The organism is Chromatiales bacterium (assembly GCA_020445605.1).
In the GTDB taxonomy this organism is placed as follows: domain Bacteria; phylum Pseudomonadota; class Gammaproteobacteria; order JAGRGH01; family JAGRGH01; genus JAGRGH01.
In genome coordinates, this window is record JAGRGH010000003.1 from 1 (window position 1) to 13352 (window position 13352).

Genomic DNA, 13352 nt, shown 5'->3' on the forward strand with positions numbered 1-13352 from the left:
ACGCCACCTTCCCCGTAGGCAAGGCCGACCGGACAAGGTCGGGCATGCAACCGGACAGGCGAATTTCCCGGTTGTCACGACGCCCGCACGCGACAGTGTATTCGTAGGGTGCGCACTGCGCACCGTCATGTGTTTCCATGCGCCGAAAAAGGTGCGCATTGCGCACCCTACGTGTGCCGGGGCTTGTGGTTTGGGTAGGGTGCGCACGGCGCACCGATTCGAACGTTTGGGCGTGGTGAATGGTGCGGGCGCCGAGGGGGTACGCCACCTTCCCCGTAGGCAAGGCCGACCGGACAAGGTCGGGCATGCAACCGGACAGGCGAATTTCCCGGTTGTCACGACGCCCGCGCGCGACAGTGTATTCGTAGGGTGCGCACCGCGCACCGGTAGGAAGGTTTCGGCGTGGTCAATGGTGCGTGATATGCACCCGCGAGGCGGCGAGTAGGGTGCGCACCGCGCACCGGTACGAATGGTTGGGCGTGGTCAACGGTGCGCGATACGCACCCTGCGTGTGCCGGGGGCTTGTGGTTTGTGGTGCGCACCGCGCACCGTCATGTTTTCCGGGCGCCGCAAATGGTGCGCATTGCGCACCCTACGTGTGCCGGGGTTTGTGATTTGTGTGCGCACCGCGCACCGTCATGTGTTTGCATGCGCCGCAAATGGTGCGCATTGCGCATCCTACGCGTTGCCCGCGGCGAGGCGGAACACGCCGCCGCGGCGCGGGTCACCGGCGCCGCTGAATTCGCGACCGTCGAACGCGACGGTGTGCACACCGCCGAAGAACAGGTTCAGATCGTTCCACTGGTGATGGCGTTCGAACCGCGCCAGCAACGGCGCGATGGCGTCGGGCGTGAAGCCCGGTTCCAGGCTCAGCAGACCGTCCTCGACATGCAGTCGCGGTGCGGCGACCGCGGCATCGGGTGGCAGGCCGTGATCGAGCAGATTCAAGATCACTTGCAGCACCGCACTGCGCAGCCGGTTCGAGCCGCCGGAACCGAGTGCGACGATGCGCTCGCGCGAAACCAGCAGGCTCGGCGCCATCATCGAGGCAAGCCGCACATCCGTGCGCCAGCGACCAAAACCCAGCGGGTTCAGGTCGGCCTCGCCGAGCATGTTGTTCGGCATGATGCCGGTGCCCGGAATCACCCAGCCGCAACCCTCGCCATTGGTCAGGGTGATGGAGGCGGCGTTGCCGTCGCCGTCGATCACGCTGATGTGCGTCGTGCCGCGCGTCGCGGGGGCGTGCTGCCTGAGCCGTTCGCGCAGTGCCGCAAGCGTGCTTTTTTCGGAACCGGTCTGTTCAAGCCAGTGACGCGCAAGCTGTGTGCGTTCCATCGCGTGCGCGAGGAGTGCAAGTTCTGTGTCCTCGCCGAATCGTCCACGTCGCGGCACGTCCTCGATCAGGCCGAGCGCGAGCGCGATGAGTGTGCCGCCGGCCGCGGGCAGGGGGTTGGTCAGCAGCCGTGTGCCACGGTGGCTGTGTTGCAGCGGCTCGCGTTCGACGAGCCGGTAGCGTTCGAGATCATCGCGGCGCAGATGACCGCCTTGCGATGCACAGGCATCGGTCAGCAGGCGACCGATCTCGCCCTCGTAGAACAGGCGCTCGCCCTCGATCGCGAGCAGTTCCAGCGTGTCGGCCAGTGCCGGCTGGCGCATGCATTCACCGGCAATGAAGGTGCGGTCCGCTGCATCCGGTGAGGCGAAGATCGCGCGGGCCGAATCGGTTGCGAGATAGATCGGCGCGACGATCGAGAAGATGTACGCCTGCAGCGGGTTCAGAACGACGCCTTCGCGTGCGATCTCGATCGCCGGTGCGACGATCTCGCGCATCGGCAGCGCGCCCAGCGCGCGATGCGCCTCGAACAGGCCGCGCACGATACCGGGTGTCGCGACCGATCCGAGACCGATGTGGAACTCCTGGGTCGCGGTGCCGAAGTCGGCCGTGATCGGATAGAAGTCGGTCGGGTCGGGCGCGCGCGTGCGTGGCGTCTGCGCAAAGAAGTCGAACACGCGTTCGCGTGAACCGCTGCGTGCAAGCAGAAAGCCACCGCCGCCAAGCGAGCAGAGTACGGGCTCGGCGACGCAGGCCGCGCACATTGCCGCGAGTGCCGCGTCGAAGGCATTGCCGCCGGAGGCGAGGATGCGTTCGCCGGCGCGCGCAGTCGCGTCGTGACCGGCGGCGATTGCGCCGCGAACCTGCATGTGGATTGTGGGCGGGTGTGAACCGACCCTAGTTCGTTCGGCTGGCGAACTCGCCGTGCAGATAGGCCACGGCCACACGCAGGAATTCGACGATCTGCATGAACGCCTGTTCATGGGCCTCGTCGTTGGTCAGGGCGATTTCGTCGGCCTGGGTGATCTTGCCGAGGTTTGCGATGATTTCCTGCGCGTCGGTGGTGAGCTGTTCGCGCTGCGTGAATGCGGCGCTGACCGCAAGCCCGTAGAGAAAGCCGCTGGTCCAGTTCACGAGGGCCGCCACGCGATCGCCGATCGGCTCGTCGTCGTCGGGCAGGAGCGGCTCGAAGGTGATGGCATCTTCCTCGAACAGCGCCTCGGTCTGTTCGAACCACTCATGCAGCTGTCCGCGCAGTTCGGGGCCGAGAACATGGGTGACTTCCGCATCATCGGCGAGTTCGTCGAGCCAGACCTGTTCAGCGTGTACGCGCCGACCGGTCAACAGCCCCGCAAGCAGCCCGTCGGACTCGGCTGCGCCGCGCGCCAGGCCGTGATCGGCGAGCAAGGTGTCGAGTTCATCGTGGTCGCGTGCGCTGGTCATCATGCGTGGTCAATCCGATGGAGTTCGCCTAGTCGAGCGCGCACCGTATCACCCCGGACGAAGCGAGCGCATGCGCGCGACGGCGACCCGTTCAATGCGCCTCGTCCCAGTTCGCGCCGACGCCGGCATCGACGACCAGCGGCACGGCCAGCTCGGCCGCTCCGCTCATGCGGGCGCGGATCTGCTCGATGCTGGCTTCGACGGCGTCCTCGCGGACCTCGAACACGAGTTCGTCGTGGACCTGGAGCACCATGCGCACCGGCGGCCTGCTCGCTTCAATCCATGCATCGACGTCAATCATCGCGCGCTTGATGATGTCCGCGGCGGTGCCCTGCATGGGCGCGTTGATCGCGGTGCGCTCGGCGTACTGCCGACGCTGCGCATTCGAGGAGTTGATCTCCGGCAGGTGCAGGCGTCGGCCGAAAACGGTCTCCACATAACCGGTCTCATGCGCACGCTTGCGCGTCGCGTCCATGAACTCGCGCACGCCCGGGTAGCGTGCAAAGTAGCGCTCGATGTAGCTGGCGGCCTCGTCACGTTCGATGCCGAGGTTGCGCGCCAGCCCGAACGCGGACATGCCGTAGATCAGCCCGAAGTTGATCGCCTTCGCCGAACGGCGCTGATCGTTCGTGACCGCGTCCGGTTCGGCACCGAACACTTCGGCGGCCGTCGCGCGGTGGATGTCCAGGCCCTTCGCAAACGCGCGGCGCAGCCCTTCGTCGCCCGACAGGTGGGCCATGATGCGAAGTTCGATCTGCGAGTAATCGGCCGAGACGATGCGCCAGCCGTCCTCGGCGACGAAGGCCTGGCGGATGCGTCGACCCTCGGCCGTGCGGACCGGGATGTTCTGCAGGTTCGGTTCCGATGACGACAGGCGTCCCGTCGCGGCCACGGCCTGATGAAAGCTCGTGTGCACGCGACCGCTGCGCGCGCTGATCTGCGCGGGCAGTTTGTCGGTATAGGTGGACTTGAGCTTTGCGAGCGAGCGGTGGTCGAGGATCAGCCGTGGCAGTTCGTAGTCCTCGGCGAGTTGTTCGAGTACGGACTCGGCAGTCGACGGCTGGCCCTTCGGCGTCTTGGCGAGCGAGGGCAGCTTCAGACGATCGAACAGGATTTCCTGCAACTGCTTCGGCGAGCCCAGATTGAACGGCCCGCCGGCCGCCTCATGGGCCTGTTTCTCCAGCACGCCGAGCTGCTTTTCGATTTCGGCGCTCTGTTTCGCCAGCATGCCGGCGTCGATGCGCACGCCGGTGCGCTCCATGCGTGAGAGCACGGGAATCAGTGGAATCTCGATTTCCCGGTAAACGCGCGCCTGAGCTTCGAGCGGTTCGAGCTTCGGCCACAGCGCTTCGTGCAGCCGCAACGTCACGTCTGCATCTTCGGCCGCGTATTGCGCGGCCTCAGCGACGCCGATCTCGTCGAAGCGCAGCTGCGACTTGCCGCGTCCGGCGATGTCCTCGAAGTGGATGGTCTTGTAGCCGAGGTACTTCAGCGCCAGCGAATCCATGTCGTGTCGCGTGGCGGTGGAATCCAGCACATAGGATTCCAGCATGGTGTCGTGCGCCACGCCGGCGAGCCGGATGTCGTGGTTCACGAGCACGTTCATGTCGTACTTGGCGTTCTGCAGCAGCTTGCCGCGCCCGGGGTCTTCGAGCAGGGGCTTCAGCCGGGCGAGCACCTGTTCACGATCGAGCTGGTCGGGCACGTCGACGCCGCGATGCGCCAGCGGTACGTAGGCCGCGTGGCCGGGTTCGACGGCAAAGGAAACGCCGACGATCTCGGCCTCCATGTAGTCGAGGCTCGTGGTTTCGGTGTCGAACGCGAAAAGCTTGGCCTGGTTCAGCCGTTTGATCCAGCCATCCAGGGCTGTTTCGCTCGCGATGGTTTCGTAGCGTGCGCCCTGATCCGGGGTGTTGTTTGCTTCGGGCGCCGCGGACAGGGCCTCATCGAGCCATGTGCGGAATTCGAGTTCGGCATACAGCCGCGCGAGCGCTGCATGATCCGGCGCGCCGGGCTTCAGTTCGTCGAGACCGACCGGCAGTTCGCAGTGGGTACGGATGGTCACCAGTTCGCGCGACAGCGGCAGCTGCTCGAGACTGGCACGCAGATTCTCGCCGACCTTGCCGCCGACGGCATCGGCCTGTTCGACCAGTGCATCCAGCGAGCCGTATTCGGCGAGCCACTTCGCCGCGGTCTTCGGTCCAACCTTGGGCACCCCCGGCACGTTGTCCACGGTGTCGCCGATCAGGGTCAGGTAGTCGATGATCTGTTCGGGTGTGACGCCGAACTTTGCCTGTACGCCGTCGCGGTCGAGCTCGACGTTTTTCATCGTGTCCACGAGCACGATGTCGTCGCCGACGAGCTGGGCGAAATCCTTGTCGCTGGTGATGATGCGCGTGTGCCAGCCACGGGCGCGTGCGGACACAGCGAAGGTGCCGATGACGTCATCGGCCTCGACACCGTGGATCATGACCAGCGGAATGCCCAGTGCCCGCACGAGATCGTGCAGCGGCTGGATCTGCGCGACCAGATCCTCCGGCGTCGGCGGACGATTCGCCTTGTACTGCGGATAGATCGCGTCGCGAAAGGTCTTGCCAGGCGCGTCGAACACCACGGCGACATGTCGCGGGTGTTCGGATTCGAGCAGGCGCTTGAGCATCGCGACGACGCCGTACACGGCGCCGGTCGGCTGACCCTTGGAATTGGTCAGCGGCGGCAGGGCGTGGTAGGCCCGGAACAGATACGACGAGCCGTCGACGAGGACCAGCGCCTCGTCGTCCGCGCCGCTCATCGCCGACAACCGCCCACGTGACCGGGCGTGTTATTCGGCAATGAGTGCCTGCACATAGTTGGGCAGCGCGAACGCGGCGCGATGCAGGTCCGCGTTGTAACAGCGCAGGCCCGCAAGGTTGACGCGCGCGGCGTCGAATTTTTCCATCGGCTCGTACTTCTTCGAGCAGAAGCAGAAGCTCCACACCACGCCGGGGTAGGCCGGAATCGTCGCGGTATACATGCGCACGATCGGGAACACCTCGCGCAGGTTGCGGTAGATCTTCGGCACGCTGTCGGTGTGATAGAACGGCGATTCGGTCTGCGCGACGAAAATGCCATCGTCGCTCAGCCGGTCGTGGACGTTGCGGTAGAACTGGCCCTGAAACAGCACCTCGGCCGGCCCGACGGGGTCGGACGAATCGCTCATGATCACATCGAAGCTACGCTCGCTCTCAGCGACGAATTTCGCGCCGTCGTCGAACACCAGCGTCGCGCGTGGATCGTCAAAGCCCGCGCCGAGCTGCGGAAAGAATTCCTTGCTGACCTCGACGACCTGCGGGTCGATCTCGACCATGGTCGCGTTTTCGATGCCCGGGTGCTTGAGCGTTTCGGTCAGGGCGCCGCCGTCGCCGCCGCCGATGATGAGCACGTTCTTCGGGTTCGGATGTGCGAACAGCGGTACGTGCGAAATCATCTCGGGATAGATGAAGCAGTCACGGTCGGTCAGCATGATGGAGCCGTAGAGCACCAGCGCGCGGCCGTAGACCTCGGTGTCGACCACGTCGATGCGCTGGAAATCCGAGTGCTTGCTGTAGAGCACCTGTTTGACCTTCAGGGTCAGGCCGGCGCCGCCATGGTGAAGCTCGGTGAACCACATGTTCCAGAGGTTCAGCATGGATGGTTCGTGTACGCGTTCGCTCACAGTGAATTCCCCGTTTTTGTCTGGAACGGAAATCAGACCTCGACGACCGGCGTCAGCGGAATGCCGTTGAACGTGGTGGCCGAGGCGTTGGTATAGGCGCCCATCTCGTGGGCAAACAGCAGGTCGCCGACTGCCAGTTCCGGCAGATAGGCATCGCGTGCGATGACGTCGAACGAGTCGCAGGTCGGCCCGGCGATGATGCACGGTCGTGGCGGGCCCTGCACCTGCGTCGAGAAGCGGTACTTCGCGTGATCGAACACATGTCCCGAGAACGCGCCATAGACGCCGTCCTCGACGTAATACCACATGAGCCCGTTGCGTTCGGCGTGGGAGATGACGCGCAGGGCGAGGGTCGCCGCGTCGGCGACGACGAACCGGCCCGGCTCGGCGATCACGCGCGTGCTCGGAAAGTAGGTTTGCAGGGCCGCGCGGATCGGCGCGCAGAACAGTTCGAAGTCCATGACCATGCCGCGGCCGTAGTCGACCGGGAATCCGCCGCCGATGTCCAGCAGTTCGAGCGGATGCCCGCGCACCTGCATGTGGTCGAAGATGCGCTTGGCGGTCGTGATCATGTCCACGTACGGCTGCGGGATCGAGGTCTGCGAGCCGACATGGAACGCGAGCCCGACCGGCTTGAGCCCCTTGTCGATCGCCAGCCCGAGCAGGCCCTCGGCCTCGTCGGGGGCGGTGCCGAATTTTTCCGAAAGGTCGACGACACAGTCCGGATTCGCCGCGCGCACGCGCAGCACCACCCGCGACCCCGGCGCCATGGCGGCGAGCTTGTCGAGTTCCGATGCGTTGTCGAAAAACCAGGTCTTGATGCCGGCGGCGAGCATGCGCTCGATCTCGTCCGGCCGCTTGGTCGGATGGGTGTACAGGCAGCGCTCGAGGGGGCCACGGCTGTCGAGCACGGTACGCAGTTCGTCGTAGGACGCCACGTCGAAGCCGCAGCCCATGTCGCGCATGGTCTCCAGCACGATCGGGTGCGGATTCGCCTTGACCGCGTAATAGATCTCGACGCCGGGCAGTTCGCGGCGCAGCAGCTCGACGTTCGCGCGCAGGCGACGGCGGTCCAGCGCGAGCAGGGGTGTCCCGTGCTTGGCGATGAGTTCTTCGAATCTTCGTGGTTCGACCATGGATCAGTTCAGGTGGCGACAGTGTTTGGCGATGTCCTGCTCGAGCTCGGTGATCGCCCGTTGGCGTTCGGATTCGGGCAGGATCTTGCGTTCACCGCCCGGCAGGGGGTCGTAGAGGTACTGGGCACGGCGATACTGGCCGAGCTGGTCTTCCCAGTGAGCGCATTCGCGCCTTTTGGCCTCGCGGGCCTCGGCTTGTTGCCTGCGCTTGCTCATCTCCGCGTCGTACTCGGCATTGCGCACATCGACGCGATGCTGCTGGCGCTGCGTGCGTGCGCGCGCCTGTGCGGCGGCCTCGGGGTCGTACGGTGCGGTTGGTGTCATGTCTACGTCGGTTGCGCTGGTGCCCTGCGGCGGCCGGTCTCCGAAATGGGTGTTCCCGTCGGCGTCCGTCCAGCGATAGACCCCGCCGCCGGCGCTCGTCGAAAACAGCGCGACAGCGAGGGTTGCTAGAATCGCGGTCCTTCCAAATTTCGACGAGATCGTGCCCATGTCCACCCCCGAGATCCCGCAGAAACAACCCTATGGCCTGGAACTCGAACCCGGCACCTACTGGTGGTGCAGCTGCGGCCGTTCGAAGCATCAGCCGTTCTGCGACGGCAGCCACAAGGGCACGCAGTTTACCCCAGTCGAGTTCCGGATCGCAGAGAAGAAAATGGTCTGGCTGTGCGGCTGCAAGCACACCGGGGACGCGCCGTTTTGCGACGGCACGCACAGCACGCTGGAGTGACTTGACGGGGAGTCCGGCGGTACTCGCAACCGGGAACCGCGGAATATTTCAGAGCTGCCCGCGGCACCGGGACGTGCCGCCATTTTCGGCGCGTGAGCGGCCGAAAATGTAAGAAAACGAAAAATCGTACTTTTTCGTTTTCGCTAGTCTGGCGATCCAGGATGGATCGATCAGACATCCAAACAATAGAAAAGGGGCGCCATCCGGACGCCCCCCGTGAGCTTCGAATCGCATTGGGAAAACCGGCGGGTTGCGGACGCCGGCGTGACGATTCTTGACTAAGGTCGCTTCCTGCGCCCGGGCGCAATCCCTGCGCCCGGTCAATCCATCGGTATGGGTCTGGTTTAGGGAAGGTCTGAATAAGTCCATCCGGGACTTCTCAGACCACGCCGCGGCGCAAATGCGATTTGCGCCTTGCTGCAAATTCCAAGACTTGTCGTCGTGGATTTTGGCGACACTTCCCTGTGTCGCGGTAACTCTGAACCTGTTCAGAGTTCCCCTAGTTGGAACCCTTGACGAACTCCGGATAGGCCTCGAGGCCACACTCGGCGAGGTCGACGCCGGCGTATTCCTCTTCCTCGCTGACCCGGATACCCATCACGAGCTTGATGATCAGCCACACGACCAGGCTCGCCACGAAGGTCCAGGCGAAAATCATGCCGACGCCGAGCAACTGGGCGGCCATCGTGCCGTCCGAGTTGGTGATCGGCACCGCAAGCAGACCCCAGATGCCGACCACGCCGTGCACGGAGATCGCGCCGACCGGATCGTCGATGCGCAGCTTGTCCAGCGTGATGATCGCGAACACCACGATCACGCCGCCAATTGCGCCGATGACCGTCGCCCAGCCCGCGGTCGGGGTCAGCGGCTCGGCCGTGATCGCGACCAGACCGGCCAGCGCGCCGTTCAGGGCCATCGTGAGGTCAGCCTTGCCGAACATCAGCCGCGCAATGATCAGCGCCGCGACCACGCCACCGGCCGCCGCCGCGTTGGTGTTCACGAACACCTTGGCGACCGCGTTGGCCTCATCGACGTTGGAAACGATCAGTTCCGAACCGCCGTTGAACCCGAACCAGCCCATCCACAGGATGAAGGTGCCGAGCGTTGCCAGCGGCAGGTTCGCGCCGGGGATCGCGTTGATGCGGCCGTCCGAACCGTACTTGCCCTTGCGTGCACCGAGCAGCAGGACGCCGGCCAGAGCCGCCGTGGCACCGCACAGGTGCACCACACCCGAGCCTGCAAAGTCCAGGAAGCCGTTCTGGTCGAGATAGCCGCCGCCCCACTTCCAGAAGCCCTGGACCGGGTAGATCACGCCCGTCATGACGACCGCGAAGACCAGGAATGCCCACAGCTTCATGCGCTCGGCCACCGCGCCCGAGACGATCGACATTGCCGTCGCCACGAACACGACCTGGAAGAAGAAGTCGGCATACGACGAGTAGTAGTCGCCGTCGGTCCAGCTTTCCATGGACTGCGCCAGCACGGCATCGCGTGCGTTGTCGTCGCCCAGGAAGAACGAGATCGCCGGAATCAGCGCGCTTTCCGACTCGCCGTACATGATGTTGTAGCCAACCAGCATGTACATGATCGAGGCGACCGCGAACAGAACGATGTTCTTGGTCAGAATTTCGGCCGTGTTTTTCGCACGAACCAGACCGGCCTCGAGCATTGCAAAGCCCGCGGCCATCCACATGACCAGTACGCCCGTCACCAGAAAGTAGAAGGTGTCGAGTGCGTATGAGAGGTCTTTTATACCGTTGAGTGCTTCCACCGAAGTGCCCTCTGCTAGAAATGAATTGACGAGACCGTTACAACGCTTCCGCGCCGGATTCACCCGTGCGGATGCGCACGGCCTGTTCGAGCGGCGTCACGAAAATCTTTCCGTCGCCGATCTTTCCGGTGTTGGCGGCCTTGGAAAGGGCCTCGATGATGCGTTCGACCGAGTCGGCCGCCACGGCGATCTCGAGCTTGACCTTCGGCAGAAAATCGACCACGTATTCCGCGCCGCGGTACAGCTCGGTATGACCTTTCTGGCGGCCAAAGCCCTTGACTTCGGTCACCGTGATGCCGGTGACGCCGAGCTCCGACAGCGCTTCACGCACGTCGTCGAGCTTGAACGGTTTGATGATTGCGATGATGAGTTTCATGATCAGCTACTGCTCCGTTTGATCGGTTCACACGGCCCGCAACGCGGGCCGTGCGTAGAGTTGGATCGTTCGGATCGACTTACATCGACTTGGAGATCGTGAACACGATGCGGCTGTCGGCGGTGTCGACGTCATCGATATCCGTGTCGGTGTAGGCCAGTTCGAAACCAAACCCGCCGTATTCCTTGGAGACGGCCAGCTTCCAGTCGGTGTATTCGTCACCGCCGTCAAAGTCGTAGTAGCCGACGTGGGCGCCGAGTCCGAAACCGGCGACTTCAAAGTCGGCACCGGCCTCGTAGTAGGTGTTGTCATTGTCGAAGTCGTGGGAGATCTTCGCGGATGCCGGGCCGAAGCCGACACCGACGTAGACTTCCTCGAAGTTCAGGTCGGATTCGTCCGGGTAGTTGTAGTGGATGAAGCCGACGTCAAAGCTGAAGCCGCTTTCGAGTTCCTTGGCGAAGCCGCCATAGAGGTCGACCTCGATGGTGGCGTCGTCGCCGAAGTCGACGTTCGAGCCCCAGATGCCGGCGTAGAAGCCGGATTCGTGGCCGTAGTCGAAGCCACCGGAGATCGCCGGGTTCTCGTCGGTCTGCGAGATGCCGCGCCAGACGTAGTCGGTACCGAGCGCGACGTTCGCGGAAAACGAGTGCGGGCCTTCGGCAAAGGCGCTGGTCGCGCTGGCCAGAACGATGGCCGCCGAGAGTGGGGCGAGGATGCGTGATTTCATGTCGGTCTCCCGTAAAACAGGTTGTGTAGGGTCGTGTTCTGAAAACTGGCCCGGCGACTGGCTGATTCGTGCGATTGCCGCCACACCGTTGCGCCCCTGCCTTGCAGCAACCGTGCCACTCGTTTCAAACCTATTCAAAACAGCGACTTATTGGGATTCGCGGTGCCGGGGGCGGGCCAGATTCCGCGCACAGCCGGCCGAACCCCTGCGACAGTTGGCGATTTGCACCGGAACGGTGCGTTACTGGCGGGCGCATGCCTCGTTTCGGCGCGCCTGATTGGGTGCAAGCCCGGTGTCGATTGCCGTATCGTGAACAAATGGGTGCAAACCAACACCGCGCGCCGCCGGATTCGGACCCGATCGGGGAGTTCGCGCGCGAACTGAAGGCGGTCGGACGTGAACTTGCCCAGGGGCAGTTCGCCAGCATGGGTCTGGTCGGCCGAGCGGAGTTCGATGCGGCGGTGCGGGTGCTCGAACGCCTGCGCGAGCGGCTCGCCGCTATCGACGCCCGCCTCGCGACCCTTGAACCTGAACCGGGCGACAGACCCGACTGACCCACCAGATTCCAGCGTCAGGGAACGACGATGTCGCTTGCAGTCCTCTACAGCCGTGCCGCCAGCGGCATCGACGCGCCGCTGGTCACCGTCGAGGTGCACCTTTCCAACGGCCTGCCGTCGTTCACGATCGTCGGGCTGCCCGAGGCGGCCGTCAAAGAGGCGCGCGACCGGGTGCGCAGCGCGCTGATCAATTCGAGCTTCTCGTACCCGGCCCGAAAGATCACCTGCAATCTGGCGCCGGCCGATCTACCGAAGGAAGGTGGCCGGTTCGATCTGGCAATTGCGCTGGGTATTCTCGCGGCCTCCGGACAGATTCCGCCGGAACGCCTGCGAGACTACGAGTTCGTCGGCGAACTTGCGCTGACCGGCGAACTGCGTCCGGTGCCCGGTGTGCTGCCGGCGGCGCTGGCGACCGCTCGCGCCGGGCGCGGTCTGGTCGTCGCGCGCGCGAACGGTCCCGAGGCCGCACTGGCGGCCGCTGCCGAAGTCCGCGTGGCCGGTCATCTGCTCGAGGTCAGCGCCTTCCTGCTCGAGTCAGGCACGCTGGAGCCGGCCGTTGCCCCCGCGGTCGGGGCGTCCGTGACGGCGCCGGACTTGGCCGATGTGCGCGGCCAGGTCGCCGCCAAGCGCGCGCTGGAGATCGCCGCGGCCGGCGGACATCATCTGCTGCTGATCGGTCCGCCGGGGACGGGCAAGTCCATGCTCGCGGCACGGCTCGCCGGCATTGCGCCGGCGCCGGATACCCGCGCGGCGCTGGAGATCGCCGCGGTCGCCTCGGTCAGCGACGCGGGCTTCGACCCCGCGCGCTGGGCGCAACGACCCGTGCGTGCCCCGCACCACACGGCGTCGGCGGTCGCGTTGGTCGGCGGTGGTTCGATCCCGCGACCGGGCGAAATTTCGCTGGCGCACGAGGGCGTGCTGTTTCTGGATGAATTTCCGGAGTTCGACCGGCGTGTGCTCGAGGCCCTGCGCGAGCCGCTCGAGACCGGCCGCGTGACCGTCTCGCGGGCGGCCCGCCAGGCCGAATTTCCGGCGCGCTTCCAGCTCGTCGCGGCGATGAATCCCTGTCCCTGTGGTTATTACGGCGAGCGGTCCCGGCGCTGTCAGTGCAGCGCGCAGCAGGTGCAGCGCTACCGCGCCCGGATCTCCGGTCCGCTGCTGGACCGCATCGACCTGCACGTCGAGGTGCCGGCCGTGGACCCGGCCGAGCTGCGGCAGCCGGCGGCGGGTGAGACCAGCGGCGAGGTCCGCCAGCGCGTCGAGCAGGCCCGCGCACGCATGCTCAAGCGGCAGGGCGCGGCGAACGCGCTGCTCGCCCCGGGTGCGATCGCCGAACAGGCCCGCCTCGGCGAGGACGCCGCGCGTCTGCTCGGCCAGGCCATGCAGCGGCTGGGGCTGTCCGCGCGGGCCTATCATCGGGTGCTGCGGGTCGCGCGCACCATTGCGGACCTCGATTCGGCCGAGACGATTGCGGCCCCGCACGTGGCCGAGGCCCTGCAATATCGGCAGCTCGATCGCGCCGTCTCGGCGGCCTGAACGGGCGGCGACCGCGACACGGTCCGTTCCGGCCCGGCGCAAAGGTTGC

At 65.3% G+C, this 13352-nt stretch carries 12 protein-coding genes; 3 read left to right on the forward strand and 9 right to left on the reverse strand.

Annotated features, from left to right (window positions below):
* Positions 1–678: 678 nt before the first annotated feature.
* The 6 genes from KDG50_00210 to KDG50_00235 form a co-directional block, all read right to left on the reverse strand.
* A complete protein-coding gene (locus KDG50_00210; protein MCB1863824.1) occupies positions 679–2202 on the reverse strand; it encodes a gamma-glutamyltransferase in 1524 nt (507 codons plus the stop codon).
* Between the two features lie 28 nt (positions 2203–2230).
* Positions 2231–2779, reverse strand: a complete 549-nt coding sequence (locus tag KDG50_00215) for a UPF0149 family protein (protein MCB1863825.1) — start codon at positions 2777–2779, stop codon at positions 2231–2233.
* Positions 2780–2867: 88 nt separating this feature from the next.
* Positions 2868–5567, reverse strand: coding sequence for a DNA polymerase I (polA, locus tag KDG50_00220; protein ID MCB1863826.1), 2700 nt, complete (start codon positions 5565–5567; stop codon positions 2868–2870).
* Positions 5568–5597: 30 nt separating this feature from the next.
* Positions 5598–6470, reverse strand: a complete 873-nt coding sequence (speE, locus tag KDG50_00225; protein MCB1863827.1) for a polyamine aminopropyltransferase — start codon at positions 6468–6470, stop codon at positions 5598–5600.
* Between the two features lie 32 nt (positions 6471–6502).
* The gene (locus KDG50_00230; GenBank protein ID MCB1863828.1) at positions 6503–7606 is read right to left on the reverse strand and encodes a type III PLP-dependent enzyme; all 1104 of its coding nucleotides are present in this window, start codon (positions 7604–7606) and stop codon (positions 6503–6505) included.
* Positions 7607–7609: 3 nt separating this feature from the next.
* Entirely contained in the window at positions 7610–8098 is a 489-nt protein-coding gene (locus tag KDG50_00235; GenBank protein ID MCB1863829.1) for a DUF4124 domain-containing protein, read from the reverse strand.
* On the opposite strand from KDG50_00235, the gene KDG50_00240 reads away from it, so the two are divergent.
* Positions 8097–8336, forward strand: coding sequence for a CDGSH iron-sulfur domain-containing protein (locus KDG50_00240; protein MCB1863830.1), 240 nt, complete (start codon positions 8097–8099; stop codon positions 8334–8336). The two genes, KDG50_00235 and KDG50_00240, sit on opposite strands and share 2 nt — an antisense overlap.
* Before the next feature lie 499 nt (positions 8337–8835).
* Here KDG50_00240 and KDG50_00245 read toward each other — a convergent pair whose 3' ends face one another.
* From KDG50_00245 to KDG50_00255, 3 genes are all read right to left on the reverse strand, one after another.
* Positions 8836–10029, reverse strand: coding sequence for an ammonium transporter (locus KDG50_00245; protein ID MCB1863831.1), 1194 nt, complete (start codon positions 10027–10029; stop codon positions 8836–8838).
* A 115-nt stretch (positions 10030–10144) separates the two neighbouring features.
* Positions 10145–10483: a P-II family nitrogen regulator gene (locus KDG50_00250; GenBank protein MCB1863832.1), complete on the reverse strand. Its 339-nt coding sequence runs from the start codon at positions 10481–10483 to the stop codon at positions 10145–10147.
* A gap of 79 nt (positions 10484–10562) precedes the next feature.
* Positions 10563–11210: a TorF family putative porin gene (locus tag KDG50_00255; protein ID MCB1863833.1), complete on the reverse strand. Its 648-nt coding sequence runs from the start codon at positions 11208–11210 to the stop codon at positions 10563–10565.
* Between the two features lie 317 nt (positions 11211–11527).
* Here KDG50_00255 and KDG50_00260 point away from each other — a divergent pair, with 317 nt between their 5' ends.
* Together KDG50_00260 and KDG50_00265 are read left to right on the forward strand one after the other, a co-directional pair.
* Complete coding sequence (locus KDG50_00260; GenBank protein MCB1863834.1) at positions 11528–11764, forward strand: accessory factor UbiK family protein; 237 nt, start codon at positions 11528–11530, stop codon at positions 11762–11764.
* A 30-nt stretch (positions 11765–11794) separates the two neighbouring features.
* Complete coding sequence (locus tag KDG50_00265; protein MCB1863835.1) at positions 11795–13303, forward strand: YifB family Mg chelatase-like AAA ATPase; 1509 nt, start codon at positions 11795–11797, stop codon at positions 13301–13303.
* Positions 13304–13352 lie beyond the last annotated feature (49 nt).